At 49.0% G+C, this 26,483-nt stretch carries 29 protein-coding genes; 22 read left to right on the forward strand and 7 right to left on the reverse strand.

Features of this window, described 5'->3' with window-relative positions; translation table 11 throughout:
* Positions 1–200, forward strand: a 200-nt coding sequence (locus BM058_RS00005; protein ID WP_177195360.1) for an ATP-binding protein, incomplete at its 5' end; no start/stop codon positions are given.
* A gap of 301 nt (positions 201–501) precedes the next feature.
* On the opposite strand, the gene BM058_RS00010 is transcribed toward BM058_RS00005, so the two are convergent.
* Complete coding sequence (locus tag BM058_RS00010) at positions 502–900, reverse strand: hypothetical protein (RefSeq protein WP_407690154.1); 399 nt, start codon at positions 898–900, stop codon at positions 502–504.
* 127 nt (positions 901–1,027) lie between these two features.
* Between BM058_RS00010 and BM058_RS00015 the strand changes: the two genes are divergently transcribed.
* Positions 1,028–1,576 (forward strand): GNAT family N-acetyltransferase, encoded by a 549-nt coding sequence (locus BM058_RS00015; protein ID WP_090924992.1) that lies wholly within the window; start codon positions 1,028–1,030, stop codon positions 1,574–1,576.
* 5 nt (positions 1,577–1,581) lie between these two features.
* Here the strand turns inward: BM058_RS00015 and uvsE are convergent, their stop codons facing one another.
* Together uvsE and BM058_RS00025 are read right to left on the reverse strand one after the other, a co-directional pair.
* Complete coding sequence (uvsE, locus tag BM058_RS00020) at positions 1,582–2,538, reverse strand: UV DNA damage repair endonuclease UvsE (protein WP_090924993.1); 957 nt, start codon at positions 2,536–2,538, stop codon at positions 1,582–1,584.
* 109 nt (positions 2,539–2,647) lie between these two features.
* Positions 2,648–4,006, reverse strand: coding sequence for an MFS transporter (locus BM058_RS00025; RefSeq protein WP_090924994.1), 1,359 nt, complete (start codon positions 4,004–4,006; stop codon positions 2,648–2,650).
* Between the two features lie 235 nt (positions 4,007–4,241).
* Here BM058_RS00025 and BM058_RS00030 point away from each other — a divergent pair, with 235 nt between their 5' ends.
* From BM058_RS00030 to BM058_RS00040, 3 genes are all read left to right on the forward strand, one after another.
* Positions 4,242–4,532, forward strand: coding sequence for a TIGR04104 family putative zinc finger protein (locus BM058_RS00030; RefSeq protein ID WP_177195361.1), 291 nt, complete (start codon positions 4,242–4,244; stop codon positions 4,530–4,532).
* The gene (locus BM058_RS00035; RefSeq protein ID WP_090924996.1) at positions 4,529–5,059 is read left to right on the forward strand and encodes a hypothetical protein; all 531 of its coding nucleotides are present in this window, start codon (positions 4,529–4,531) and stop codon (positions 5,057–5,059) included. Before BM058_RS00030 ends, BM058_RS00035 begins: the two co-directional genes overlap by 4 nt.
* Positions 5,060–5,188: 129 nt before the next feature.
* On the forward strand, positions 5,189–5,449 hold the full coding sequence (locus tag BM058_RS00040) for a NifU N-terminal domain-containing protein (protein WP_090924997.1): 261 nt from the start codon (positions 5,189–5,191) through the stop codon (positions 5,447–5,449).
* 246 nt (positions 5,450–5,695) lie between these two features.
* On the opposite strand, the gene BM058_RS00045 is transcribed toward BM058_RS00040, so the two are convergent.
* Together BM058_RS00045 and BM058_RS00050 are read right to left on the reverse strand one after the other, a co-directional pair.
* Positions 5,696–6,985, reverse strand: a complete 1,290-nt coding sequence (locus BM058_RS00045; RefSeq protein WP_090924998.1) for a glycosyl hydrolase family 18 protein — start codon at positions 6,983–6,985, stop codon at positions 5,696–5,698.
* 133 nt (positions 6,986–7,118) lie between these two features.
* Positions 7,119–7,856, reverse strand: a complete 738-nt coding sequence (locus tag BM058_RS00050; RefSeq protein ID WP_090924999.1) for a MurR/RpiR family transcriptional regulator — start codon at positions 7,854–7,856, stop codon at positions 7,119–7,121.
* A gap of 146 nt (positions 7,857–8,002) precedes the next feature.
* Here BM058_RS00050 and BM058_RS00055 point away from each other — a divergent pair, with 146 nt between their 5' ends.
* The 4 genes from BM058_RS00055 (at position 8,003) to BM058_RS00070 (ending at position 13,098) form a co-directional block, all read left to right on the forward strand.
* Positions 8,003–8,764 carry an ABC transporter ATP-binding protein gene (locus BM058_RS00055; protein ID WP_090925000.1) on the forward strand — a complete coding sequence of 254 codons (762 nt, stop codon included), beginning with the start codon at positions 8,003–8,005 and terminating at the stop codon, positions 8,762–8,764.
* 18 nt (positions 8,765–8,782) lie between these two features.
* A complete protein-coding gene (locus tag BM058_RS00060) occupies positions 8,783–10,609 on the forward strand; it encodes an ABC transporter permease (protein ID WP_090925001.1) in 1,827 nt (608 codons plus the stop codon).
* Positions 10,610–10,773: 164 nt separating this feature from the next.
* Complete coding sequence (locus tag BM058_RS00065) at positions 10,774–12,102, forward strand: 6-phospho-beta-glucosidase (RefSeq protein WP_090925002.1); 1,329 nt, start codon at positions 10,774–10,776, stop codon at positions 12,100–12,102.
* 414 nt (positions 12,103–12,516) lie between these two features.
* The gene (locus BM058_RS00070; RefSeq protein WP_090925003.1) at positions 12,517–13,098 is read left to right on the forward strand and encodes an LOG family protein; all 582 of its coding nucleotides are present in this window, start codon (positions 12,517–12,519) and stop codon (positions 13,096–13,098) included.
* A gap of 1 nt (position 13,099) precedes the next feature.
* Here the strand turns inward: BM058_RS00070 and BM058_RS00075 are convergent, their stop codons facing one another.
* On the reverse strand, positions 13,100–13,585 hold the full coding sequence (locus BM058_RS00075) for a hypothetical protein (RefSeq protein ID WP_090925004.1): 486 nt from the start codon (positions 13,583–13,585) through the stop codon (positions 13,100–13,102).
* Positions 13,573–13,986, reverse strand: a complete 414-nt coding sequence (locus BM058_RS00080; RefSeq protein ID WP_177195363.1) for a type IV pilus modification PilV family protein — start codon at positions 13,984–13,986, stop codon at positions 13,573–13,575. The genes BM058_RS00075 and BM058_RS00080 overlap by 13 nt, the downstream gene beginning before the upstream one ends.
* Positions 13,987–14,032: 46 nt before the next feature.
* On the opposite strand from BM058_RS00080, the gene BM058_RS00085 reads away from it, so the two are divergent.
* The 13 genes from BM058_RS00085 to BM058_RS00145 all read left to right on the forward strand — a co-directional run bounded on the left by BM058_RS00085 (position 14,033) and on the right by BM058_RS00145 (position 26,408).
* Complete coding sequence (locus BM058_RS00085; protein WP_090925006.1) at positions 14,033–15,385, forward strand: collagen-binding domain-containing protein; 1,353 nt, start codon at positions 14,033–14,035, stop codon at positions 15,383–15,385.
* Complete coding sequence (locus BM058_RS00090) at positions 15,382–15,582, forward strand: hypothetical protein (protein ID WP_090925007.1); 201 nt, start codon at positions 15,382–15,384, stop codon at positions 15,580–15,582. The genes BM058_RS00085 and BM058_RS00090 overlap by 4 nt, the downstream gene beginning before the upstream one ends.
* A 19-nt stretch (positions 15,583–15,601) precedes the next feature.
* Positions 15,602–15,793, forward strand: a complete 192-nt coding sequence (locus BM058_RS00095) for a hypothetical protein (protein WP_090925008.1) — start codon at positions 15,602–15,604, stop codon at positions 15,791–15,793.
* Between the two features lie 24 nt (positions 15,794–15,817).
* The gene (locus tag BM058_RS00100) at positions 15,818–16,651 is read left to right on the forward strand and encodes an SDR family NAD(P)-dependent oxidoreductase (RefSeq protein ID WP_090925009.1); all 834 of its coding nucleotides are present in this window, start codon (positions 15,818–15,820) and stop codon (positions 16,649–16,651) included.
* 168 nt (positions 16,652–16,819) lie between these two features.
* Entirely contained in the window at positions 16,820–18,151 is a 1,332-nt protein-coding gene (locus BM058_RS00105; protein WP_090925010.1) for a S1C family serine protease, read from the forward strand.
* An 81-nt stretch (positions 18,152–18,232) separates the two neighbouring features.
* Positions 18,233–19,120, forward strand: coding sequence for an aldo/keto reductase (locus BM058_RS00110; RefSeq protein ID WP_090925011.1), 888 nt, complete (start codon positions 18,233–18,235; stop codon positions 19,118–19,120).
* A gap of 425 nt (positions 19,121–19,545) precedes the next feature.
* Positions 19,546–20,472, forward strand: a complete 927-nt coding sequence (gene rfbA, locus BM058_RS00115) for a glucose-1-phosphate thymidylyltransferase RfbA (RefSeq protein ID WP_090925012.1) — start codon at positions 19,546–19,548, stop codon at positions 20,470–20,472.
* On the forward strand, positions 20,472–21,506 hold the full coding sequence (gene rfbB / locus BM058_RS00120; protein ID WP_090925013.1) for a dTDP-glucose 4,6-dehydratase: 1,035 nt from the start codon (positions 20,472–20,474) through the stop codon (positions 21,504–21,506). The genes rfbA and rfbB overlap by 1 nt, the downstream gene beginning before the upstream one ends.
* Positions 21,493–22,479: a glycosyltransferase family 2 protein gene (locus BM058_RS00125; RefSeq protein ID WP_090925014.1), complete on the forward strand. Its 987-nt coding sequence runs from the start codon at positions 21,493–21,495 to the stop codon at positions 22,477–22,479. Before rfbB ends, BM058_RS00125 begins: the two co-directional genes overlap by 14 nt.
* A gap of 12 nt (positions 22,480–22,491) precedes the next feature.
* The gene (locus tag BM058_RS00130; RefSeq protein WP_090925015.1) at positions 22,492–23,163 is read left to right on the forward strand and encodes a GNAT family N-acetyltransferase; all 672 of its coding nucleotides are present in this window, start codon (positions 22,492–22,494) and stop codon (positions 23,161–23,163) included.
* A 21-nt stretch (positions 23,164–23,184) separates the two neighbouring features.
* Positions 23,185–23,550, forward strand: a complete 366-nt coding sequence (locus BM058_RS00135; RefSeq protein WP_090925016.1) for an EamA family transporter — start codon at positions 23,185–23,187, stop codon at positions 23,548–23,550.
* A gap of 18 nt (positions 23,551–23,568) precedes the next feature.
* Complete coding sequence (gene rffA / locus BM058_RS00140) at positions 23,569–24,696, forward strand: dTDP-4-amino-4,6-dideoxygalactose transaminase (protein ID WP_090925017.1); 1,128 nt, start codon at positions 23,569–23,571, stop codon at positions 24,694–24,696.
* A complete protein-coding gene (locus BM058_RS00145) occupies positions 24,696–26,408 on the forward strand; it encodes a DUF6044 family protein (protein ID WP_090925018.1) in 1,713 nt (570 codons plus the stop codon). The genes rffA and BM058_RS00145 overlap by 1 nt, the downstream gene beginning before the upstream one ends.
* Positions 26,409–26,483 lie beyond the last annotated feature (75 nt).

Raw genomic sequence — 26,483 nt, forward strand, 5'->3', positions numbered from 1 at the left:
AACAATCTACGATATTTTGTTCCCAATTCGATATTGATGGATGGTATGAAAAGCTGGGAGACGGCACCTTGGCAGAAGCCATTCTAGACCGTATTGTCCATGATTCGTATGACATTTTTCTTGATGGAAAAGTATCCATGCGGGAACGTTTTGGCGTTCAACAAGAAAAGGAACAGGAAGAGAGCAACGCTCTCTTGTAGAAACAATAATGAAAAACGGGTGAAACCACAAAAATACTGGTTTCACCCGTTTTTTGAAAGTGGTAAAAAGCACCGCATAAAGTGGTACATTTATCCGCAAAAGGTGGTAAAAAAGATGGCATAAGTGGTAAAAGTCGTCCGCCGTACTCACCCGGGAATGAAACGACCCGCGCTCAATTCTCGGTCTTCATCTCCAACACGCTGGACTGGATGGAAAATCAATAAAAGAAACCCGGTATAAAACGAATAAAAGACGGAGCGGACATTCATCCCGCTCCGTCTTTTAACGATGTACTTTATTCTACCATGCTTCTTCTCCGTCAGCTTCGTCATCTCCGTCATCCTGGCGTTCTTTCAGTAAATCTATCGCAGACTCCAGATACATCACATAAGCTCCTTCTTCTTCCTCTTCCACATTGCCTGGAATAAGGCGCTGCAGCCGTTCAAAATTATCGATAATCATGTAGCGGTCCACGTTGCGGCTGGTGAGGACATTATCAAGCCATTCGGTATAGTTCAGGAAGAATTCAATATTATCCATCTCGTATGTCGCTTCGAGGTTATCGAGATGGTACGCATTTTCCTGCTGCAGTCTCTCCAGCTCCTGTTCACTTTCCTGTTCTTCAAGGTCCTCCAAAAGATTCGGAAACGCATCGTATATTTCACCAACGACTTCGCGTATAATCGTTTCTCTTGCCATATCATTCACTAGTTCGTCACAACCTTCCACGTCTTGTGTTTATTCAATGTAACATATGTACCGGAGGAAGTGTAAGAAACCAGTGCGCTGTGATATGATCGTGAAAAAATGGAGGGGGAATGGGTAAATGTTTTTATACCAGATGAATGAAAGCACCACATTGAAAATGCTCGATAGGAACGATACCGAGGCATTGTTTTCTTTAACCCGGAAATATGCTGAAGAGTTGAAAACATGGCTGCCCTGGGTGGAGCATACAACAACCCCAGCCGACACGAAAGCCTTTATCCGTTCGGCGATGCAGCAGTTCGCGGACGGGAACGGCTGGCAGGCGGGGATTTGGTATGATGGTGAGTTGGCGGGGGTTATTGGTTTTCATTATATCGATGAGGTCAACCGGGCAGCGAGCATTGGTTACTGGATAGCCCCGCCCTTTGAAAAACGCGGCCTGGTCACGACATCGTGCCGGGCGTTACTGGCGCATGCGTTCGATGAGCTGGATCTGCACCGGGTTGAAATCAAAGCCGCAAAAGCCAATGAGAAAAGCCGCGCTGTCCCCGCCCGCCTTGGGTTTCAGGAGGAAGGACGGCTCCGGGGAGCGGAGCGGGTGAACGGGACGTATCTTGACGTTATCGTCTACAGCATGCTGCAGGAAGAATGGAAAAGAAGGGGATGAGGGAATTACCATTCCAATATTCCCTCATCCATCCGCTTGACGCCCCGAATGGATGTTAAGTCTTCCACGAGCTGCAGCATGGCCCGGTCTTTCTCCTTGGCTTCAATCATGACATCCACGTCCCGCCCGCACCGTTTCAGCGCCTGCAGAAACGGCTGGACAAATGAGGGGTCGACGAAGTCCGCGTGGCTTCGGAATTCCTCGTCCGACCTGGGTGAGGAAAGATGAATTTTCGGTGGTACATTCCGGTTTTCCCACGTGGCGAAAAAACGGGGAAGAATGTCGTAGAGTGATTCTTCCATCGTTTTATTAGCCTCATAGTGATGATAATCAAACATCATGGGGAGGTTCTGGGTTTCGCATATATTCAGCACTTCAGAGGCTGTATACGTTTTATCATCGTTTTCGAGAGTCATCTGTTCTTTCACGGCGGCAGGCACCTTCTTGATGTTTTCGTGGAAGCGGTCGACTGCGGTCTTTTTATGCCCGTACGCCCCGCCGACATGAAGATTGATATAAGCTTCATCCGAAAGGCCCATCGCTTCCAGCACACGGTAATGATAATTCATGTCAGTCACAGCGTTGTCGGTCACCTGACCTTTATCGCTTGTGAACAGAGTGAACTGGTTTGGATGAAAGCTGGTGCGCAGCTGATGGGTTTTGACCAGTCTTCCGATTTCTTCATAAAGATCCCGGAACGGCGTGATATAATCCCATTCCACTTCCGGATGGGTCGCCAGCGGCACTAGAGATGACGAGAAACGGTAAAGCGGAATACGGTGGGCGATATTGAAATGAAGGGCCCGGATCGTATTCTCAAGATTGCTGCGGGTGATGCGTTGGAGTTTCTCCGTCCGGTCCGGCTCCTTCATGGAAGACCAGTTTTTGTAAGTCATCGTTCCGGCAGGAGAGGCGTTCCAGAGTGATAACGCATGGGATACATAACCAAATCGTAAAATCATTGCAGGGCTCCTTTTGTGAAAGAGTAAGATCTTCGTATGTTTAACAATAGTGCTGGCATACCCGAAGCGGTGTCCTTGAAAACGTAAGATTCGCGCCGCTGTAAACACATTACGGGGAAACGGCCGGCCTTTGGTTTCTACCCGGAATTCTTATCGAAAGTCCTGTGACAACAGCGCAAAAGATAAGAGAAACCACCGCGACCTTATGGAGCTGATCGATCGTCATAGCTCCGGTGAAAAAGATGCCGAGAACGCTGGAAGACAGAATGGCACCGAGGTAACGGCTCGTCTGGAAAAGACCCGAGGCGGAGCCTGTATCTTCGGCACGAACTTGTTCAAACAGTGCCCGCTGCATGGAGATATTGTTAAAACCGCTGCTCATACCAAGTATGATCATTATCGCAATCAGCCATCCAAGCGGAGAGTGATTATGGAACGTGAGCATCAAGACCGTACCTGCGGTCAGTGTGCCCGCGCCCAGAAGAAGCGGAACCTTGGCACCAAAACGGTCAACGAGTTTTCCGGTAAGCGGAGCGATAATGATTCCCATGCCGGCGAGAGAAAGCATAACAAGTCCCGTCTTTTGTTCGTCCAATCCGCGGACCTGCTGCAGGTAGGCAGGAAGCCCGAAGAAGTACGTGTAATAGACAAGGCTGATGCAGATAAACTGAGCATAAACCAGCGTAGTGTTGTAGTTTTTCTTTAAGGTAAGAACATCGATAAAAGGCTCCTGTTTTCGTTTTTCATACAGATAAAATACAACCGCCGTCACAGCGCTGATCCCAAACATAAACCAGGCGGGGTCCTTTTCAAGCGAAAGCAGGCCGAGAATCAAGGTGACTATGGCTGCGGCGAAAAGCCCTATCCCTGAAAAATCAATACGGCGGAGGTCGATGCGTCCGCTTCTGGTGTTCGGCAGAATAAACAGGGACAAGCTGAAAGAGACGATGATAAAAGGGAAGTTAATCAAAAATATGGCATGCCAGTCCCACCAGGAGAGGAGAAAGCCTCCGATGGAAGGACCGAATGCAGCAGATGTCGTTGCAAACAGTGACAGCCCCGCCAGTGCTTTCCCCTGGCCTTGTGTCACATGCCCCCGTATCATCAACATGGCGCTTGGGTAAAGCGTGGAACTACCCAGTGCCTGAAGAGCCCGACATATGAGCAGAAACATCAGATTCGGCGAAAAAACAGCAAGCAGGGAAGCCAATGCAGAAATGGCCAGACCGCTTAAAAATAACCGTTTTGCTCCGAACATATCCCCGAGCTTTCCCATGACCGGCTGGGCGGCGGCGCTTGTTAAGTAAAAAATGGAGACGAGCCAGGAAGCCGCCGCAAAAGTAAGCGAAAACTCGTCCTGGAGCCGGGTTAATGCGACCGAAATCATGGAGGAGTTTAATGGATTTAAGAGAGTGCCCAGGCCGATTGTGACGACAAGGAGCCAGGGTCTTTTTATCGCGTTAGTCATGATAAGACCACCTGATTTATATGAAAGTGCCCCTATTCTATCATATGTGCAGGGACGGTACTGTAGTCAAACGGTAGTTTTAACTCATAAGGACATGGTAATGGAAAGGTAGAAAGACAAACAAAGGAAGATATTCATTGAGCAGGCAGGTTACAGAAATAACGGCATAGAATTCTAAGAATGGTGATGCTGATCTTATCATTATTGTAAAAGTTGTGAGGAAGAGGTGGTGGAAGTGCCGAAATGCCAAACCTGCGGTGAAACATGGAACTGGAAGGAGTCTTATTTCTATGAGCACGGGAAGTCCTGTCCGTATTGCGGAACGAAGCAGTATGCCGACCGGCAGAGCCGAAACATGCAGATGATGCTCCTCCTTCTCATCACGCTTCCTGTACTGCTTCCTGCCTTTCTGGACTTGTCCCTGCCGGTTACGTTCAGCGTCCTTCTTGGTGCCTTTCTTCTCTGCAGCGCGGTGTACCCGTTTTTGCTGCGGTTGAGCAGTAAAGAGGAGGGGACAAAGAGATGACACAAAGAAACAAAGGTATCATAAAATGGAGCGCCGCCGCAGCAGGAATCACTGCCTATGCATTCATTGTTCTTCTTATGGCTGGTTTTTTCACGGAAGCCGCCAAGCTCGAAGCTGGAGCCCCGGTTTATGACTCGGCCGAACAGGCGGTAGAAGCCCATGTAGAAGAGGATGATATCAGAAAAAGCACTGCCTGGATAAAAACACCGGGAGGAGAGTATCTTATGGTCTCCGAAGTACGGGAGCATGCTTTCAGAATGGGGAAGGTGAGGGAATCGGAAGGGAAGTTTCAACCTGCTGTATTGTCGTCTTCCATTTCTCTTTTGGCAGCAGACGGCAGCTTGCTAAAAGGCACAGCAAGCGCAGAAATTCTCCGTGGAGGTTCTTCTTCCGGCGCATACACGCTGCAAATCGGCATGGATCAACCGCATAAGCTACCGGACAGTAAGTTTGGATTTGATGTACTGGATGAAGAAGGGACCAGTTTGGTGGAATCGGTGCAATTTGTGGATGGGACGAGACAATAGCCTGTGGCACACGCTTCAAGCATAGATATTGGGGAAAACGACAATTCTTATTTAATATTTATTATAAAAAGTGTTATGATAAGAAAAAGATAAGCATGATGTTAAGCGTGTGATCGAAAGGAGACTATAATGGCTATTAACGTACAGGCGGAACCAACGCCGAATCCGAATGCGATGAAGTTTACCGCGGACCGGAATTTGTTTGAAAAAAGCACGTCGCTGAAAAAAGGTGACGACACCGAACATGAACTCGCTCAGGCGTTACTGGAACTCGACGGCGTGGATAATATTTTCGGCGTCAACGATTTTGTAACGGTGAATAAAACGATGGATGCCGATTGGGATGACCTGACTCCGAAAGTGGAACAGGTTTTTGCGGAAGCGGAATAAGTAATCGTCAGTATTGCCCCGGCCTGTCTGGATGACAGCAGACCGGGGCTCTTTTTATGGACAATTTCAGAATGAAACTGTCCATAACCTGCGGGATTTGGGACAAAATCAGTGCACAGAGCTGGGAAAGTGTCTATAACTTTATTTTACCGGACAATTAGGAAGAAAAAATGTCTACAAAACGGATATACCGGACATTTTCCGCCCGGAACTGTCCATTATCCCACTGCCTCCCCGGCCGTGTATCTATAACCGTTTATTCACCGTGAAATTTTCTTCGATCAACAGCCAGTTCTGCGGGAACTCCCAGCCGAGCACCCAGTAAAACATGCCGCGCAGCCCGTATTCTTTGATCATATTGAATTTCGCCTGCACGGTGCGCGCATCTTCAAACCAAACTTCATGCTGTGCGCCTGTTTCGTCATAATAGGTGAAATACGGGGACTGCGCGGTCTCGTCAAAGGAGATGGCTGCATTATACCGAAGCGCGAGCTGCAGTGCCTGCTGATGGTCGATTGCTTCGGCCTGCGTTTCCCCCTGCACAAACGGAAGGGTCCAGTCATAGCCGTAGAGCGGCATGCCGAGCATGATTTTATCCGACGGGATAAGGGTGAGGGCGTACTCAATGACGCGCTGCACCTGATCTACCGGGGCGACAGCGCGTGGCGGCCCGCCGGAATACCCCCATTCGTACGTCATAAGAAAAACAAAATCCGCCAGTTCCCCGTGTACAGCGTAGTCGTGTCCTTCGTATAGATCACCGGTCATGCCGGGCTCCACTTTCGGCGCAAGCGCACTGGAGAGAAGGTAGCCGTATTCATCAAGCCGCACGCGGGCCTCGCGCATCATCTCATTATACGCTTCCCTGTTCTCTGCTCCTACATATTCGAGATCAAAATCAATGCCGAGGAATCCTTTTTCCTGCATGATCTCGAGCGCTTCGTCAAGCAGACGGTTCCGGCGCTCCTCATCCTGGAGAACCGCCGAGGCAAGTTCTGTACTGAACGCGCCGTCCTCAATATTTGTGATAACCATTAAGGGGACCACTCTGTTTTCGTACGCCGTATTAATAATAGCCTGGTCGTCCATCGGAGTCAGTGTGCCATCGCGGTTCATCTGATAACTGAACAGCTGCAGATAAGTGAGGTATTCGCCGGCTTCATTAACGACGCTCGTTGATTCATCCCCTGTAATGTCAGGGTTCAGGTAAGCGCCGACGTCCACCACCGGCTTCATCGGAACAGGGCGGTCGATGTACAACGGAAAACCAACCGGGAGTACAGCCGATAACGGCAGGTTGTTCAGACGCAGGATGAAATCGAACGGGACCCCGTAGCGCTGGCTGATCTCCCAGACACTCTCCCCGGGCATGACCCAGTGCAGCCGGCCTTCAAAAGGGATGACGAGCGTCTGCCCCACAACAAGGCGCGATGCTTCCGGGATCTGGTTGGCATCTCTTATGGTTTCAAACGGCACATTATACATCTGTCCGATTCCCCATAATGACTCGCCGGGCTGGACAACATGAATCTGCATGACTTGAATCTCCTTTCCCGAACTCTTTCTCCTCTTTGCATCTTATTCTTGTTACAGAAAAAAATAACCCGCTCCAGCACAAGGTGCCGAAGCGGGCATACATTTTCACCTGCCGTTTTCCTGAGGCTTCCATTTAAACGTCTTGTCCCTGCTTTTTCTTATACACTTCCCGGGCTATTGTTTCGAGTAAGTAGATGACCGGCATCTGGGTCGTAATGTTGGATCCGTGATGGACTTCTTCTGTGACGTAATAAGGGATTGTAAGATCAGCCATGGAGGCAATGGTGGAATGTTTCGTATTGGTAATGGCGATAACTTTGCTGCCTTTTTCTTTTAGTTGATGAATGTGGGTGGTTGTATAACGATTTTCTCCAGAAACGGATAGAGCTATGGTGACACTGCGTTCCAGAACACGGGTGTGTATCGGATAGTAGGGGTCTTTAATGTATACCGAAAACGTCCCGAGGCTGGAAAAATAACGTGCCCCGTATTCCGCGAGGATACCGGAACTGCCAATGCCGATAAATAATACATGATCGGCAGGCTGAATAATGTCTGCTGCTTTGTGAATGTTTTCATCCAGGTTTCCAGCCAATGTTCGTTCGAAAAATTCACTGACGGCGTGCTTGGAATCTTTGACGGTGGCGGCTTCCGTGTTCTCAAGATGCAGTTTAAGCTTTACTTTGAATTCCGAAAAGCCTTCGCATCCGTTTTTACGGCAGAACCGGAGGATGGTTGTTGTGGAAACATGGGTAGCCTCCGCCAATTCCCGGATCCGCATGTAGGCTGCTTTTTCCATATTTTTTGTGATGTATTGATACAACGAGGTTTCCAGCTCGTTGTATGAGGCAATTTCTTCATTCGTAAACATGCGCCATCCTCCTTCTTCTATATGTGTATCATATCATAATACAGATAAAAAAACATGACGTTACGTAAATAAAACAGGAGAAGACTTTACTATATCAATTGTATCACATAAAATAATACAGGTAGAACAAATAAGGAGAGATGAATGTGACTTCACCTGTTGTAGAAGTAAACAACGTAAATAAAGTATATGGAGGCCGTGCAGAAGCTTCCTACCAGGCACTCGACAATGTTTCATTTTCCATACAGGAAGGAGAGTTTGTCGGTGTGATGGGAGCTTCCGGATCTGGTAAAACAACCCTTCTTCAAGCTATTGCTGCACTGGACCGGGTATCGAGCGGGCAAATTACGATTGCCGGGACCAATGTAACAGACATGAAAGAAAAAGAGCTCACCGATTTCCGGGCCCGCAGGCTTGGGTTTATTTTTCAGGATTTCAATCTGCTCGAAAATATGACAGTCTATGAAAATATTGCACTGCCGCTGTTTCTTCAGAATCAAAAAGGAAAAAGCGTACGGGAAAGTGTATACCGTGCCGCAGAGATGCTTGGAATGGAAGACACCTTGTCGAAATACCCGGCGATGATTTCAGGAGGCCAGAAGCAGCGAGCCGCAGCAGCAAGAGCACTTGTTCATCATCCCAGTATGATTCTTGCCGACGAGCCGACCGGTGCGCTTGATTCCGGAAATGCCAAGGGCCTTCTTGAAACATTGCAGCACTTAAACGAAACATACGATGTCACAACGATGATGGTCACTCATGATGCGTTCAGTGCCAGCTATTGTGAACGGATTTTATTCCTTGAAGACGGACGTTTGTACAAAGAAATGCAGAGAACCGGGTCACGGGAAGAATTTTTTAAACAAATACTCGATGAGCAGGCCGAAGCCGGAAAGAACAAACTGTAGGAAAAGGAGGGAACCGAATTGCTTGTCAAATTAGCCTGGAATGGCATGAAGTCAAAGCGGAAAGATTATATTATTCTTCTGACAGGGCTGGTCATGTCGATTGCCATCTTTTACATGTTTCAGACACTTGCGTTAAATAAGGATTTCACCAGTGATAATGCCATGATTTCTTCCATGCAGCTTGTCTTTCACGTTGGTTCGTTTCTGCTTGCTGTCATCACCTTTTTCTACCTTTTATATACGAACACCTTTTTGCTCTCCCTGCGGCAGCGGGAATACGGTATGTTTCTACTTCTCGGGGCAAAAAAATCCCATCTGAAGCGGCTGATGTTTCTGGAGAATCTATTGATTGGAACGGCGGCTCTTGTGGTAGGTATTGCCGCCGGGACGGTGCTCTCGGGAATCACAGCAGGAATGGTGATGGGGCAGCTGGGTGAGGATCTTGAAGGGTACCATTCGTTTTACCTTCCGTCTCTTGTTGTCACACTGTTGTTTTTCCTGCTGTTGTTTGTCGTGACGGCGGTGTGGAATCATATCAAACTCTCAAAAGTGCAGGTACTGGAGCTTGTTCACGCTGACACAACCTCCGATCGCATGCCCTCGCGGCCGAAAGTGAATATCGTTATGATGGCTGCTGGTATTATCAGCCTGACGGGAGGATGGCTGTCGTTGATTTTTATGGAACAGCTGAGGGAGAAAGGTATACTTTCCGCTGCCATCCTGACGACACTCGGAACCTATCTCCTGTTTTCATCGTTGCTGCCGGTGCTTTTGAAAGCTGTGAAAGAAAAAGGGGCGTGGAAGGAGAAGGGGATCCGCGCATTCACTCTCTCGCAGCTCACGTTCCGGGTGCAGAACCTGAAGAAATTCCTTGCAACGGCCGCGATGCTTATCGCCCTTGGTGCCGGAGCGATTTCCGGGGGAATGGCTTTTAAAAATAACGCCCCGGTGTTTGCAGAACAGGCCGGTTTCTATGATGCTGTTGTACACAACGCGGGACCGGAAGAAGAGGAGATTCTGGACGATATCACGTTTACCGATGCCCAGCAGTACCGGTACAAGAAGGCCGGAGATTACACGTTTTATCTGAAAGAAGACCTTGAAAATCAGCCCCCTAAGATGCGGACATCGTCAGGCGGGGTAAAAATACTGGACAATGGACTTCCTGAAGACCGGGAGTCCCTGGCTGACGTGAAAGCAGCCAGAGACCCGGGATCGGAGTGGACGAGGTTTCTGCAGAGCAGCTTCGCACGTGATTACTCGAAAAAACCGCTTATTGTGAACCGTTCGCTGTATGAAAGTATCGACGCGGAAGAAGAGGTCGTTTTTGCCGGAAAATCAGATGACTTCATGGCTTACCACGATGAATTTGCAGCGCTTGACCAGATCAAAGAACAAAAAATGGAAGCAGCGGAGGGAGAGCACTACTACTCGCAAAGTAAATACGGGATGTATGAAAGTTATCAGACCCTTGCCACCGGCACAGTCTTTATGGGATTTTTCCTTGGCACGGCATTTCTTGCGATGATGGCAAGCTGCCTGATGTTCAAAGTACTCTCTGGTGCGGCTGGTGATGTACCGAGGTACCGGATGCTTCAGAATATCGGAGTTTCCCGTGATCTTCTAAAGCGCTCTGTGGCAGCAGAATTGTTTATCATCTTCTTGATCCCGGCTGTTCTCGGCCTGGCTCACGTCCTTATCGGCATGAACATGTTCTCGTTCATTCTGCTTGAGCCGTACTACCGGATCTGGGTGTCGCTGCTCGTGTTCATCGTGTTGTATTTCCTTTATTACGGGCTGACGGTCAAAATGTATCAGGGTATGGTGCTGCCGCAGCGAAAGTGATGAGAAAACGTTCTGCTGCTGCGGATACCTGAGCAGGTTCACCTAAAAAACACATTGTTTTTTATAAGTAACTAATTACAACGCGTGTGAAACAGCACAGAATCCCGAAACGGCCTATGACGTCTATCTCCTCCATGATTAAATAAGGGTGGAGGTGTTACACGATGAGCAAAGGAATCAAAATTGCCACCATCGGCGGAGGATCAAGCTATACGCCGGAGCTGGTGGAAGGATTTATCAGACATTACGATGAGCTTCCGGTACGGGAACTGTGGCTCGTTGACGTAGAAGTAGGACAGGAAAAACTCGAGATTGTCGGAAATCTTGCCAAACGCATGATAGAAAAAGCAGGACTGCCGATCGATGTCCATTTGACTCTTGACCGCACGGAGGCGCTTCGCGATGCGGACTTTGTAACCACGCAGCTGCGTGTCGGTATGCTGGATGCACGGGCCAAAGATGAACGAATTCCGATGAAGTACGGTGTGCTCGGCCAGGAAACAAACGGTGCCGGTGGTCTGTTCAAAGGGCTTCGTACGATTCCGGTTATCCTGGACATCTGCCGGGACATGGAAGAACTGTGCCCGGACGCCTGGCTGATCAACTTCACAAACCCGGCGGGAATGGTGACCGAGGCCGTGCTGCGGTATTCGTCCATCACCAAAGTCGTCGGCCTCTGTAACGTTCCGATCGGAATGGAAATGGGAATCGCAGGGCTGCTTGATGTGGATCATTCCAGAGTACGGATCGACTTCGCCGGACTGAACCATATGGTATACGGGCTGAATGTCTTTCTGGACGGGGAAAGTGTGAAGGACCGCGTGATTGAGCTGTTGAGCCAGCCGGGGCAGAGCAGTTTCGTGAAAAATATCGACGGTATGAAATGGGAGCCTGAATTCCTGCGTGCGCTGAATGTTCTCACATGCCCGTATCACAACTACTATTACAAAACCGACGAAATGATTGCAAAAGACACCAAAAAAGCGGAAGAAGAAGGAACGCGGGCGGAAGTGGTACAGAAGCTGGAGTCCGAGCTGTTCGAACTTTACAAAGATCCGGATTTGTCGGTCAAACCGCCGCAGCTTGAAGACCGCGGCGGAGCGTATTACTCCGACGCCGCCGTACGCCTGATTACGTCTATTCACACAGACCGCGGCGATATCCAGCCTGTCAACGTCGTAAATAACGGGGCGATTGCCGGTATTCCGGACGAATCCGCGGTGGAAGTGAGCTGCATGATCACAAAAGAAGGGCCGAAACCGCTGAACATCGGAGAACTGCCGGTGCAGGTACAGGGTCTGGTACAGCAGATCAAATCGTTTGAACGGATCGCCGCCGAAGCCGCAGTGACAGGCGATTACGAAAAAGCTGTGCTGGCGCTTGCGATCAATCCGCTGACACCGTCCGATACAATGGCTAAGCAGATCGTGGATGATATGATGGAAGCCCATAAACCATGGCTGCCACAGTTTTTCCAGAAAGCAGAAGTATAATCCTACCGGTTGAGAGGGGGCTGTGTCCAAAGGGACAGTTCCCTTTTTTATGAAAGAGAATGCAGCGGCAGGCAGCAGCGATTGACGGCACTCGTGGACTCTACTGCTGAAAAGAGAAGAGCCAGTGTACACGGATTATGGTTTGATGGACACTACACAGTTCAAAACGAAAGATAGTGGACACGGTCGTAAATCAATGGATACTATCTGTTGCTGCAGCAGGTCTTAGTGTCCACCGGTCCCATTTCCCTGGACACTAAATATGCTGCCCGTCTAGTGTCCACGGAACTGCACCGGTCCGAAACAACCTCAGCCCGATTTTTTCATAAAGCGGGGAGTGGTGAAGGAACATATCTTTTGATAAAGTTAAATAGGATAAAATGATGGACAAGCAGAAAAAAGGAGTGTTCAGATATGGAACGGATTGTTGTATTCTGCGGCTCCAGAAAAGGGGCCTCTCCTGTGTATGAAGAAGGTGCCGCTGCTCTCGGACAGGAGCTTGCAAGGCGGGGGATTGAGCTCGTCTACGGCGGAGCATCCGTCGGCTTGATGGGAGTGACGGCTGATGCTGTGCTTGCCGGGGGCGGCCGGGTGACCGGTGTCATCCCAACCATGCTGGACGAGAGAGAAATCGCCCACCAAGGCTTGAACGACTTGATTGTTGTAGACTCGATGCATGAGCGAAAAGCCAAAATGGCGGAACTGGCGGACGGTTTCATCGCGCTGCCCGGCGGTCCCGGCACACTTGAAGAATTCGTAGAGATCTTCACATGGGGGCAGCTCGGACTGCATCAGAAGCCGCTCGGACTATTGAATATTGAACACTATTATGATCCGCTGGCCGCGTTTTTTAATCATATGACAAATCAGCAGTTTCTGGATGAAAAATACCGGTCGATGGCTTTTGTGGAATCCGATGCTTCCCGTATGATAGACCATTTCAATACTTGGCAGGCACCTGTTGTGAAGCAGTATATCGAAGAGGGGGAAACATAGTTCACCCTCCTGCGAGTGACACATTCACCGTCACGGTGTCCTGCAGCTTTTCTGCTTCTTCCCCTCCTCCGTTCAGCGACGGAGTTACTTCATAAGACAGGGTAATCTCTCCGCCGCTTCGGGAAGGGTTTTCGTGTGATAGAATGAACTGCTCTGCTCCCTCCTGCATGACAATGGTCTCTTCTGATGAAGAAAGCCTGTTTTGAAGAAGGTTGAAAAACCGGTCTTCGGGGTTTTGTGTTTCCCCCTGCCTTGTTTCCTCTTCCACTACTGCTTCTGCTTCCTCCACGGCGAGTTCCACCTTTTTTTCGATACGGATGGTTCCCATATCCATTAACTTTTCCCGCTGTATATTTTCTTCACTTTCGTTGTACTGCGACGAACTGTTCATTATACTGGACATGATAGGTGGAACCATTATACCAATGATTGTAATCGTAAGAAGAACGAAAATCATCGTGTAGCCGGATTCATTCAGCTTTGGCATGACGGTATTCCCTCCAGACTTCCGTATTCATCCGCGTCCACGTAACCATACAGTGTTGAAAGTGGTTCAGCGGAGGAAGAGCGGTTTTGTTCACGGAAAATCTCGACATGCACGCGGCCGATCTCCTCCATGTCCGAATGGCAAAGGTGGACCTCCGGGTAGTACGTTTTGTTGTTCAATTGAATCTCTCCGGGCTGATTCTGCTCGTTCTTCACTTCAAACATTACTTCTTCGGCCGCATTGACGGCTGTCAGCTCGTCTTCAGCGCGGACCGAAAACAATGTGTACTGCGAGAAAAAAGATAAAAAACTGATAAGCACTATACTTAATATGGTCAGTGAAGCAAGCAGTTCCACCAGGGTGAATCCCTGCTGACGGCAATGAGCAGCGGCTTTTTTCATCGTGTCACCTTTTTCATACATAATTTCAAGGACGGCGGGGATATATGTGATACACAGCTATTATCGGCAGACATCCGGGGTAACGTTAATTGAAGTACTGTTGACGCTTCTTTTGTCTTCGATCGTCATCGGCCTCGTCACAACGGTCCTGGTAAGCAGCGTATCATTCAATGAACGCACTCAGTCTCACGTGAACCTGCGGCAGGAAGCGAACATTATCGTAACGGAACTCCGTCAGAGACATCAAGGAGACACATACAATCTCTGCGGGCAGGACATGTTCTCAGACGGACGGTTTCATGCTGAAGACCTTTCTATTCATCATGATAACACGACCATAGCCGGTGTGTCGGACTGCGCCGGTATAAGTCCGGATGAACCGCTCGATGTGCAGTTTACGCTCGCCGATGATCACAACCAGACTTTCACCGTTGATACAGTGATTGAAGCCCGGCAGGCTGACGGAGGATCCGTCGTCACCCTCGATCCCCCGGAGCCGGGAGGAGATTTTGAAGGCATGCTCAGTGAGTTGTTTATCTTCGGTTCTTCGTTCACTTTCCAAGGGAATAATGTGTACGGAGACGGCAGTTCTGTGTTTATCCGCGATCCACTTGAGACAAGCGACTTCAATGGAGGCGCCTTTACCGGCGTTACCAATATATATATCGATGATGCAGTCACCCTGGACGGTGGAAGCGCCGGTCTTGGCTCTGCAAGGGAGCCGGGTGAGATTCATGTTAATGGTGATCTCGAGTTGTGGGGCGGCACAAGACATATTTACGGGGATGTTTATGTAAACGGTGACTTCCGGCTGAAAGACGCCCATATTCATGGCAATGTGTATGTAGACGGGGATGTGGAACTCGGCTGGACTCCCTCTTTTGAGGAAGGAAGCAGTATCTACTATTCAGGAACATTGAAAAAACCATCCAATTATCATTCTTATATTCTGGATCGAATGATAAAAGAAACATCGGTGCCGGCGGTGGATATACCGGATATGCCTTTTCCTGAACCCAAAGCAGATGAATGGTACGCTGAACAAGGGTATAATCAGAGTATTCAGCCCGAGGACATGACACTGTACGGTAGTGATATCACAATAGAGAGCTACAATGACAACGATCTTGGCCGATATGTTGATACGTTTACCAATGCCGTTGTTGTAAGCCGGGGAGATATCACGATAAGAAGCGGGGGGCTGTCTTTCAGCGGCTTTTTATACGCGCCGAATGGAGAAGTCACATTTAATGGAAGTTCATTTGAGGGAAGTGTTATCGCACGGGACGGTTTTCACGTGACAAGCGGCGGCACCGATGTGACGTTCCGCTCCATCGAACATTATATCGATAACCCGGCAGACTATCCGTTTCAAAACGGGGGAGGGACAGTAGAATGAAGAAACTTCTTTTCCTTCTGCCTGCTGTCTATGCCTTAATTTTCTGGATTATCATGCCGCTTCTGAACTTGTTTACGCCGGAAGACCCCGCCTCTCTGTCGCAGCCGGGTTCTGACTATATGCTTTTTGTCGTATTCACCGGAATCGCTCTGGGGGTTTTCGTTTATATCCTAAAGATGGTAAAAAGAAGAAAATAGCGTGTTGGAGGGTTCCATCATGAAATACGTGCTCTATGGCACCGTCACTGCCGTTGTTCTTTTTGTTATTATTATGTCGTTCCGGATGGAAACGGTTGGTCCTGCTTTTCCAGCGGTATTGCTCTGGGTTACCGTAATCATTGCCCCGTGGGTGTTCCTGTATTGGTTTATCCGTTTCGTCAAACAGTATATCAAGAATTCCGAGCAGTAAAACAAACACAGAAAGGAGACGAGTATGGGATCCTATGCGGTGGTAACAGGAAGCAGCGGCGGCTTTGGCAGCGTGTTTGTGCGGACGCTGCTCGAAAAAGGATATGACGTCATAGCGGGCGTCCGTGATACGGCAAAAGGAGAGACCCTCGTGCAGGAAGCCGAGAAGCTCGGAAAACAGGACCATCTGCACCTATGGCAGCTCGATGTGACAAATCCCGATGACATAAAACGGCTCGCCTCCTTTCTCGAAAAAACCTCCCAGTCCGTAGAGGTATTGATCAACAATGCAGGATACTGCCAGGGCGGCGTCGTGGAAGGACTATCCGAAGAGCAGTGGCAGGAGCAGTTTGACGTGAATGTATTTGGTGTCATCCGGCTGACGAAAGCGCTCCTGCCGCTGTTCCGGAAGCAGCGCGCGGGCCGGATCATTAACATAAGCAGTATCAGCGGCCGTATTGGTCTGCCGGGCATGGCTGCCTATGCGGCAGGTAAATTTGCGCTCGAAGGTTTCAGTGAGTCTCTGCGGTATGAAATGCTGCCGTTTCAAGTCTATGTATCTTTGGTTGAACCGGGCAGTTACCGTACTGGAATCTGGGAGAAAGCCCTTCAGGAAAGAGCGCATGCCGATGAAGCATATGACACACTCACGGCCAATCTTGAAAACGAAGCATCCCAGGCAGCCTCCGGCAGTTCAGACCCCGAAGCGGCAGCATCCATTTTAAAGAATATCCTGAAGGCCAAAAAACCCGCACTGCGTTATCCAATGGGAACCTCTGCTTTTTTGTATCATTTCGTGAAACCTCTGATTCCTTCCCGCCTGCTGGAATGGATTATCATCCGGCGGGTTCAGCGTTGAATCGGTTTGAAACGACAGCTGTCGTGGAAAGACAGTATCGGAAAGAAAAACAGCAAGATTTTCTCTCATAGACATATGGCTGACACATAAGTCCTATATAGTATGCAATAGAAAATCATCATAACTGCTACTTTTCACATACTATTAGTTAACTGGGAGGGAATAACCATGGATCGCTATGAAAACCAAAATCATTCGGAACCTGAAAATCAGGAGCAGGAATATCACGACCACACAAATCAGGAGCACAACCATCAGGAACGGCAGGCAGATACACATCAACCAGCAGCAGAAGATAACAGGCGTTATAAAAAAGACCGCAGAAAGGCCGGACTTACAGGTTTTATCGGTGCCGTCATCGGGGCGCTTATTGTAGCCGCCGTGATACCTTTCGTCTATGGGGATAACATGTCGTCGAGCAATGCGGCCGGTGGCAGCAGCAGTGCACAAGAAGAAACGTCAAATGCTGCCGCTCCGGAAACAACGGATATGTCCGTCCAGAGTGTAGACGTTTCCAGCGGAGTGACCGATGCGGTAGGGGGAGTATCTGATGCGGTAGTCGGTATTTTCCGGAATCAGCAGGGTGGTTTGCTGCAGGAAGGAAGTTCCGAGACGCAAGGGGCCGGTTCGGGTGTGATTTACAAAACCGAAGGCGATTCGGCTTTCGTTGTCACCAATAATCACGTCATTGAAGGTGCCAATCAGATTGAAGTAGGGCTGACTGATGAGAACCGGGTGGAAGCCGAGGTCGTCGGGACCGATTCCTTGACTGATCTGGCCGTACTTCGCATCAGTTCGGAAAATGTAAACACAGTTGCTGAATTCGGCGATTCCAGCACTCTATCTGTAGGTGAGCCTGCGATAGCGATTGGTAACCCGCTTGGCAATCTTAATGGAACAGTGACCAAAGGAATTATCAGCTCAGTCGATCGCAGCATACCTGTCGATACCAACGGAGACGGCCGGACCGATTGGACGTCTGATGTGCTGCAGACCGATGCCGCCATCAATCCAGGGAACAGCGGCGGGGCTTTGATTAACATTGAAGGTCAGGTTATAGGTATCAATTCCATGAAAATTGCACAGACCCAGGTGGAAGGCATAGGTTTTGCCATCCCTTCGAATACAGTTGTTCCGATTCTTGAGGACCTGGAAGAGAACGGAAAAGTGGAACGCCCTCAACTTGGTGTAACCATCGGTTCTCTGTCACAGATTCCAAGTTATCACTGGCAGGAGACGTTGAACCTGCCGGAAGATGTACAGGAAGGTGTATTCGTCAACAGCGTGCAGCAGGGTTCTGCTGCCGAACAGGCTGGACTTCAGCAGTATGACGTGATTACGGCGATTAACGGAAATGAGATAACGAACGGTCAGGATCTGCGGAGTTTCCTTTATAATCAAGCGTCCATTGATCAAACGATTGAAGTAACATTCTACCGGGACGGCAGCCGGCAGACGACGGAATTAACACTTGGTCAAAGCGGAACACAAATGGGATAAATAAAAAAACAGGGCTGTCTGAAACACCAAGGGCAGTCCTGTTTTCCTTTACTTTTAACGTATGGAAAGGCGGACGAAAACATGAGAAATGATGCACCGGACATACGACAAGACGTGGAGAGACGAACCCTGACTCTGCCGGATGAAACAGAACTTCCGGTTGTTGGCCAGGGAACATGGCATATGGGAGAAAATCCGGCTCAGAAAAAAGATGAAGTGCGCGCTCTGCAGACCGGGCTCGATCTTGGTATGACAGTAATGGATACAGCTGAAATGTACGGAAACGGCGGCGCGGAATATATTGCAGGCGAAGCTGTTCAGGGACGACGGGATGAAGTTTTCCTTGTCTCCAAGGCGCTTCCGGGAAATGCGGGCGGTTCCAGATTGATACAGGCCTGTGAAGAGAGCCTGAAACGGATGGGCACCGAATATATGGATCTTTACCTTCTGCACTGGCGTGGAGGTTTTTCACTGGAGGAAACCGTGGAAGGCATGGAAAAGTTGAAACGGGACGGAAAAATACGGCGCTGGGGTGTTTCCAACCTCGACACCGATGATATGGAAGAATTGTGGGAGGCAGAGAGCTCCGAGCATTGTCAGACGAATCAGGTGCTGTATCACCTCGGCTCAAGAGGCATTGAATATGACCTTCTGCCGTGGATGCGGAACAAACGTCTTCCTGTCATGGCGTACTGTCCGCTGGCTCAGGGTGGTTTATTGCGCCGCAAAATGCTTGAGCATCCAGATCTTCAGGAAATAGCAGCTGGACACAATGCCTCTGCTATGCAGATTATGCTTGCCTGGGTGATTCAGGCGGGCGATATTCTCGCTATTCCAAAAGCAGTACAGACCCAGCATGTGTATGACAACGCCCAAGCCGCATCCATCCGTTTGACGGACGAAGAATGCCGGACATTGGAGCAGGCCTTTCCGGCTCCTGACCGTAAACAGCCGCTTGACATAGTCTAAAGTTGTTTCTGAAGTCCGGGTGACGCGGACGTTGTGTCACCCGGACTCTGTTGTACAGGTGAAAATCAATACTTAACGTATCACATGTCCACCTGCTTTTCCGAAAGAGGGTTCCGCTGTTCCGGGACTCTCTTTTTATGTCTTACTCCATAGTGTGGATGAATTTAAAAAAATGTAAAAAAAGATGGGACGACGCACAGCTGACACATTATTTTTTCATGCTGGAAGAAGAAAAATAAACGGGTCGGCACGCTGCATCCCTTGTCATAACAACTTTATCCCCATTTTTATGATGAAAGAGCGCTTCCCTGCGAAGACTGAATGTAAGGGAGAACGCCGGTAAGCACGTATGTTTCCTGAGGTGAAAGAAAGGTAATAGATAGTTAACAACCTATATGAATCTGTATCAAGGAGGGCTACACCCAATGAAAGGAATTATTCTGGCAGGTGGAAGCGGATCAAGACTTTATCCGATGACAAAAAGTATGTCCAAGCAGCTGCTGCCGGTTTATGATAAACCGATGATTTACTACCCGTTATCTGTGCTGATGCTTTCCGGCATCCGGGAGATTCTTATCATTTCCACACCAAAAGACACCCCACGCTATAAAGAACTGCTCGGAGACGGCAGCCAGTTCGGTATTTCGCTGTCTTACGAGGTGCAGACGTCGCCGGATGGCCTCGCGCAGGCGTTTACTATCGGGGAATCGTTTGTCGGCAATGACCGTGTTGCCCTGATTCTCGGGGATAACATCTTTTACGGACAGGGATTCACCCCGCTCTTGCAAAAGGCAGCAGGACGCAGTGAAGGCGCGACAGTATTCGGGTACCGGGTGAGTGAACCGGAACGATTCGGCGTGGTTGAATTCGATGAAAACCAGAGGGTGAAGTCCCTGGAAGAAAAGCCGAAACAGCCGAAATCTGAATTTGCCGTAACCGGTCTGTACTTTTATGATAATGACGTGCTTGATCTCGCCAAAGAAGCACGCCCATCCGACAGGGGAGAGCTTGAGATCACTGATATCAATAAAGCATACCTCGACGCAGGAAAGCTGAATGTGGAACTTCTCGGACGCGGATTTGCCTGGCTGGATACGGGCACGCCGGAATCGTTGTTCGATGCCTCCCAATTCATTCAAACGGTTGAAAAAAGACAAGGCTTTAAAGTAGCATGTCTGGAGGAAATCGCTTTTTACATGAATTATATGGACCGTGATTCCTTATTGAAAAGAGTGTACGACATGAAAAACAGTGAATATAAAAAATACCTGCTGCGCACGGTCGAAAGAACACCGGTATCTCCCGGCATGACAGAGCAGGAAGATCCCCATAGAACGGAATTGATGAAATAATGACGCATGAAAAAACAATAATGGTTACCGGGGGAGCCGGATTCATCGGACAACACTTTGTGTCTTCTTTTGCCCGCAGGAACCCCGGTATTACGATTTTAAATGTGGATAATCTGACGTATGCCGCTAATCCCGAAAGCGTCATGCAGTTGAACCGGCTGCCGAACCACCGTTTTGTGGAAGGTGATATTACCGACCGGGACATGCTTGAGAAGCTTTTTGAACAACATGATGTGCGGGGGGTGATTCATTTTGCGGCGGAGTCCCATGTCGACCGCTCCATTGATGATCCTGATGCTTTCATCCGTACCAATGTGCACGGCACGTTCACCTTGATTGATACGGCCAAAAATTATTGGATGAAAGGTCCGAACCAGTGTTATCCAGGGTATGAAGAGGCCCGCTTCCATCACATTTCCACTGATGAAGTGTACGGAACACTTGGAGCGGAGGGACTCTTCTCTGAAACGTCTCCATATGCGCCGAGCAGTCCTTACAGCGCAAGCAAGGCCGGATCGGATATGATTGTGCAGAGTTATTACCGAACGTACGGTTTGAATACCATTATCACCAACTGTTCGAACAATTATGGACCGAATCAGCATAACGAAAAGCTGATCCCGACCATTATCCGCAAGGCGCTGAGCCTGGAGACGGTGCCGATATACGGTGACGGGCAGAATATCCGGGACTGGCTCTATGTCACCGATCACTGCCGCGGGGTGGAGCTTGCGTATTGGAACGGACGCGCGGGTGAAAGCTATAATATCGGTGGAGATAATGAGCGGACCAATCTCTACATTGCTGAAAAAATATGCACCATGCTTGATGAACGCAAAGCCGAAAAGCTTGAAGGCCGGGGGCTGGAAAGCTATATGGACTTAATCACGTATGTAAAAGACCGGCCCGGCCATGACCGCAGGTATGCTGTTGATGCCGCGAAGATAAAAGAAGAGCTGGGCTGGAAGCCGGAGGAAGATTTTGAATCCGGACTATTAAAAACGGTGGAGTGGTATATCGATGAATACGAATAATCCTCATCTTTCCGTTGTGACCCCGGTGTACGGCTGCGGAGACTGCATCATGCAGCTGTATAACCGCTTGAGCGAAACGCTTAATACTCTGACATGGCAGTATGAAATCATTATGGTGGAAGATTGCAGCCCGGATCAGTCATGGAGTGTCATTCAGCAGCTGGCCGCAAGAGACAAAAGGGTAAAAGGCATCAAGTTTGCCAAAAACTTCGGACAGCATACAGCAATCACCGCCGGTCTGGATGAAGCTCTCGGAGACTGGGTTGTTGTCATGGACTGCGATCTGCAGGATCAGCCGGAAGAGATTCACAAACTGTATAATAAAGCCTGCGAAGGATATGACGTCGTCTTTGCCCGCAGACAAGAGCGGGAAGACACCCTGCTGAAAAAGTGGGAATCCAAGCTGTTTTATAAAGTGTATGATTACTTTACGGAGAACACATCCGACCCTGCGATTGCCAATTTCAGCATCTCATCCCGGAAAGTTATCGAGAACTACCGGCATCTCCGTGAACAGAATCGGAACTTCCCGCTCTTTATCCAGTGGATGGGATTTGAGACAGCAACTGTTGATGTCGAGCACCAGCAGCGGATTTCCGGGACATCGTCCTACAATTTATCCAAGCTGATGAATCTGGCCATTGACGGTATTGTATCGCAGTCCAACAAGCCGCTGCGGTTATCGATTAAATTCGGATTCCTTCTTTCCACCGGAGCGCTTCTTTATGGTCTTTATTTAATGTATCAATATTTCTTTATGTTTGAACCGGTGCCCGGCTGGACCAGTATTATGGTCTCGATTTATTTTGTAGGAGGACTGTTGTTTGCCAACCTCGGCATACTCGGGCTTTACATGGGGAAAGTGTTCAATGAAGTCAAAAACAGACCTCTCTATATCGTTCAGGAATCAATAGGATTCAATGAAAAAAATGTAGAAAAAACGGTGCCGATGCCGGCATCGAAACAGAAATAGGAGGATACGGCTGTGAGTGAAAATATATGGAGAGAAACGCCGTGGGATAAACGCGCCCTCGGCATGGAAACGTATGAGCTGCTGGAGCATTCCGAAAAGGCGATGCAGCAGAGTGAAGCGCTGAAAGGGCATGTCACGATGAAGGTGGATCCTCTGGAGTCTAAACATCTGCTTCACGAATACGGCTTTTATTATACCGATACGCTGCTCGTTCCGGTATGCACGAGGAACCAGTTTACGACGTATGAAGACGATAAATTAACACTAGTGAAAGACGTCCCCCGGGAAGACATCATTTCTGTTTCACGGGGAGCGTATGAACACGGGCGCTTCCACCGCGATTTCAGGCTGGACCGAAGCGGTGCCGACCGGCGTTATGACAACTGGCTTGGTCAGTTATATGATGAAGGCGGCGTATGGGGGCTCGCCTATGACGGGGAACTGGCCGGGTTTTTCGCGTATTCCGGCAATCAGGTCCTGCTTCAGGCGTTTTGGCCGGAGTACCAGGGCCGGGGGCTGTCGAAGTACTTCTGGAGCAAAGCCGTCCAGAATTTATTCGATGAGGGATATGAAGAAGTGAAAACTTCCATCTCCGCAGCTAACCTCGCGATGGTAAACCTGACTGCGTCGCTTGGTTTTAAATTTAAAGACGCGGTTGACGTTTATCATAAATTGAACGAATAACGGTGGAAAGGATTTTAAGGCATGGGGTATTTGTATATTTTCGGCACCGTTATATTTACAGTATACGGCCAGCTCATGCTGAAGTGGCGTATCGGTAAATACGGCAGTCTCCCGGATGAGGTATGGGACAAGATTATATTTTTACTTAAATTATTGTTGGACCCGCTTGTGCTGTCGGGTTTTCTTTCTGCCTTTTTGGCAGCAATGTGCTGGATGGCAGCGATGACGAAGTTTGACATCAGCTACGCCTATCCTTTTATGAGTCTGTCGTTTATGCTCGTATTCATTCTGTCGATTTTTTGGTTCAACGAGCCGGTTACGTCATTCAAAGTGATTGGAATGCTGCTTGTCGTATCAGGTATTGTCGTAATGAGCCAATCCGCGTAATAGAAAGGACGACCGATTATGATTCCGTTTAATACGCCTCCAGTCACTGGAGATGAAATGTATTATATACAAGAGGCGATCGCAAACGGGAAACTGTCCGGAGACGGTCCGTTCACCAAAGCCTGCCAGACGTGGCTGGAGGAGACATTTAACACGACAAAAGCCTATTTAACGCCCTCCTGCACGCATGCGCTGGAAATGGCGGCGATGCTCGTGGAAATCGAACCCGGGGATGAAGTCATTATGCCCTCCTATACGTTCGTATCCACCGCCAATGCCTTTGTGCTGCGGGGCGCACGCATTGTTTTTGTCGATATCCGGCCGGATACCATGAATATCGATGAAACAAAAATCGAAGCGGCCGTGACAGAAAGAACTAAAGCCATCGTACCGGTACATTACGCCGGAACAGCTTGTGAGATGGACACCATTATGGATATTGCCAAGCGCCATAATCTGCATGTGATAGAAGATGCTGCGCAGGGCGTGATGAGTACATATAAAGGCAGGGCACTCGGAACAATCGGAGATTACGGGTGCTTGAGCTTTCACGATACGAAAAACTATACAAGCGGCGAAGGTGGTGCCCTTCTGCTGAACAGACCAGATAAGCAGGAGCAGGCTGAAATCATCCGGGAAAAAGGTACAGACCGTTCCAGGTTTCTCCGCGGCCAGGTGGATAAGTACTCGTGGGTGGACGCTGGTTCCTCCTATCTACCGGCAGAGTTGAATGCGGCTTACTTGTATGCTCAGCTCCAGCATGCCCAAGCCATTAATAACGACCGTCTTGCCTCCTGGGAGATGTATGCCAAAGCGCTTCGTCCACTGGAGGAAGAAGGCCTGCTGAAACGGCCGAAGGTGCCGGCGGAGTGTAAACATAATGCTCACATGTTCTTTATCAAAACAGCGGGTATTAAAGAGCGGACGGCGTTGGTGAACTGGTTGAAAGAAGCCGGCATTACGACGGCTTTTCATTATGTACCGCTGCATTCGTCGGCAGCCGGCCGGCGTTTCGGCCGTTTTCACGGCACGGACCGCTGGACGACAGGCGAAAGCGAACGACTGCTGCGTCTGCCCATGTTTTACGGTCTGCAGCAGGATCAGATAGAAGAAATTACAGAACAGGTTAGGGGTTTTTATAAGTGATGAGAGAAAGGACATGGATCCTGATTAGTGTGGGCCTGATCCTGGCTTATCTTTCCCCGCTCGTGATTCTGGGGGAGGGTGCTCATCTTCGGATTCATGACAACCTGGATTCCAATCTAATATGGTATAAGACGTTAGTAGAGAACAATGTGCTGTTTGCTCCAAATGACAAAGAAATTCCATCTATTATGAACGGACTGCCGCGGGAAGCATTAAGTGCTGAGCTAAGCATGTTTGCCCTGCTTTTTACGTTGTTTGACCCGTTCCCGGCCTACGCCGTGAATTTATTCCTTATGCGTTTCACCGCGTTTTTCGGCATGCTTCTTCTTTTGAAAAAGCACATCCTGCCAAAGACAAAGGCTGGTTCTTTTATCAGCGTGGGAACGGCGCTTGCATTTTCTCTTCCTGCGTTCTGGCCGTTCGGAGGATTAAGCTTTGCCGGCGTTCCGCTTGTGCTTTATGCGTTTTTGAACATCCGGAAACAGAAAAACCACTGGACGAACTGGCTTATTCTCATCCTTGTTCCATTCTATTCCAGTTTTATTGTATCGTTTATCTTTTTCCTTGCCATCATGGGTATCTTCTGGCTTGTGGATGCCGTGCGGTATAAAAAGCCGAACTGGAAGTTTGTCGGCGGCATTGCGTTAATGACAGCTTTATACTTAGTTAAACAGTACCGGCTCGTGTACGGCGAACTCCTGGGAAAAGGATTTACCCCGCACCGGGTGGAGTTTGACAGGGGGTACCGGGACTGGGATACGGTGATGAACTTTTTCGGCAATAACCTGCTTCACGCTCATTCCCATTCCTATGTGTATCATTACCCGTTTGCCTTTTTCACCGCGGTGTTTGCGCTTTTATTCACGGCTGGCATCATTGCTGTCCGGCGGCTGAAACGAAAGCGGCAGCCGGAACCGTTAACGCCCGGAGAAAAAGCGATTCCCGCCCTGCTGCTAATGATCGTTGTCTTTTCATTCTGGATTTCGATCTGGAACTGGGAAGGCATGCGTGTGCTGAAAGACGCTGTTGATTTGATTAATGAATTCAACTTCGGGCGGTTCCACCTTTTGAATGTAGTGACTTGGTATATCGTCTTCGCCCTCTCGCTGATGATGATCCAGCGCAGAATAAAGTTCGGCATGGTGCTCGTCGTGCTGCTTTTGATCGGCCAGGTTGCCGGGGAAACAAGCAGACACCATGAATTCAAATACCGGAGCATCGATTACCCGTCGTACGAAGAATTTTACGCAGAAGATCTTTTTTCCGATATTCAGGATTACATCGGCCAGGACCCGTCCGAGTACCGGGTGGTCAGTATCGGAATGCATCCGGCTGTGGCACAGTACAATGGATTCTATACACTCGACTTTTATGTGACGATGTATCCTCTCGAATACAAACATCAATTTGAAAACATTATCGAGGGAGAACTGGCGAAAAACGACACCCTTGAGAATTATTACAATACCTGGGGCGGCCGCGTCTACGCCTTCTCCGACGAACTGGGCAAGAATTATCTGTTTACCAAGAACAACCAGGAAACGATAAACAATCTGGATTTTGGCACGGAGGCGTTCAAGGAAATGGGAGGCGAATATGTTCTCTCCGCTGTTGAAATTGAAAATGCCGGCGAAAATAACCTGGAGCTGGAGAAAGTGTTTGAAAACGAATCAGCGGCCTGGAAGATCCGTTTGTACCGCGCCGAATCATAAGGGATGGAAAAAAGGCTGACAGATTTATTTTCAGCTCCGCTTTTCATTCGTATAATATGATTAAGATAAAGGAGC

The sequence above is a fragment of the Salibacterium qingdaonense genome (assembly GCF_900114715.1).
GTDB lineage: Bacteria > Bacillota > Bacilli > Bacillales > Marinococcaceae > Salibacterium > Salibacterium qingdaonense.

Bases quoted from the DNA above. Each gene is read 5' to 3' on its own strand.
- BM058_RS00010 (WP_407690154.1), bottom strand. From the start codon at position 900: ATGGCAAGAGAAACGATTATACGCGAAGTCGTTGGTGAAATATACGAT.
- BM058_RS00015 (WP_090924992.1), top strand. From the start codon at position 1,028: ATGTTTTTATACCAGATGAATGAAAGCACCACATTGAAAATGCTCGAT.
- uvsE (WP_090924993.1), bottom strand. From the start codon at position 2,538: ATGATTTTACGATTTGGTTATGTATCCCATGCGTTATCACTCTGGAAC.
- BM058_RS00025 (WP_090924994.1), bottom strand. From the start codon at position 4,006: ATGACTAACGCGATAAAAAGACCCTGGCTCCTTGTCGTCACAATCGGC.
- BM058_RS00035 (WP_090924996.1), top strand. From the start codon at position 4,529: ATGACACAAAGAAACAAAGGTATCATAAAATGGAGCGCCGCCGCAGCA.
- BM058_RS00040 (WP_090924997.1), top strand. From the start codon at position 5,189: ATGGCTATTAACGTACAGGCGGAACCAACGCCGAATCCGAATGCGATG.
- BM058_RS00045 (WP_090924998.1), bottom strand. From the start codon at position 6,985: ATGCAGATTCATGTTGTCCAGCCCGGCGAGTCATTATGGGGAATCGGA.
- BM058_RS00050 (WP_090924999.1), bottom strand. From the start codon at position 7,856: ATGTTTACGAATGAAGAAATTGCCTCATACAACGAGCTGGAAACCTCG.
- BM058_RS00065 (WP_090925002.1), top strand. From the start codon at position 10,774: ATGAGCAAAGGAATCAAAATTGCCACCATCGGCGGAGGATCAAGCTAT.
- BM058_RS00070 (WP_090925003.1), top strand. From the start codon at position 12,517: ATGGAACGGATTGTTGTATTCTGCGGCTCCAGAAAAGGGGCCTCTCCT.
- BM058_RS00075 (WP_090925004.1), bottom strand. From the start codon at position 13,585: ATGCCAAAGCTGAATGAATCCGGCTACACGATGATTTTCGTTCTTCTT.
- BM058_RS00080 (WP_177195363.1), bottom strand. From the start codon at position 13,986: ATGAAAAAAGCCGCTGCTCATTGCCGTCAGCAGGGATTCACCCTGGTG.
- BM058_RS00090 (WP_090925007.1), top strand. From the start codon at position 15,382: ATGAAGAAACTTCTTTTCCTTCTGCCTGCTGTCTATGCCTTAATTTTC.
- BM058_RS00095 (WP_090925008.1), top strand. From the start codon at position 15,602: ATGAAATACGTGCTCTATGGCACCGTCACTGCCGTTGTTCTTTTTGTT.
- BM058_RS00100 (WP_090925009.1), top strand. From the start codon at position 15,818: ATGGGATCCTATGCGGTGGTAACAGGAAGCAGCGGCGGCTTTGGCAGC.
- BM058_RS00105 (WP_090925010.1), top strand. From the start codon at position 16,820: ATGGATCGCTATGAAAACCAAAATCATTCGGAACCTGAAAATCAGGAG.
- BM058_RS00110 (WP_090925011.1), top strand. From the start codon at position 18,233: ATGAGAAATGATGCACCGGACATACGACAAGACGTGGAGAGACGAACC.
- rfbA (WP_090925012.1), top strand. From the start codon at position 19,546: ATGAAAGGAATTATTCTGGCAGGTGGAAGCGGATCAAGACTTTATCCG.
- rfbB (WP_090925013.1), top strand. From the start codon at position 20,472: ATGACGCATGAAAAAACAATAATGGTTACCGGGGGAGCCGGATTCATC.
- BM058_RS00125 (WP_090925014.1), top strand. From the start codon at position 21,493: ATGAATACGAATAATCCTCATCTTTCCGTTGTGACCCCGGTGTACGGC.
- BM058_RS00135 (WP_090925016.1), top strand. From the start codon at position 23,185: ATGGGGTATTTGTATATTTTCGGCACCGTTATATTTACAGTATACGGC.
- rffA (WP_090925017.1), top strand. From the start codon at position 23,569: ATGATTCCGTTTAATACGCCTCCAGTCACTGGAGATGAAATGTATTAT.
- BM058_RS00145 (WP_090925018.1), top strand. From the start codon at position 24,696: ATGAGAGAAAGGACATGGATCCTGATTAGTGTGGGCCTGATCCTGGCT.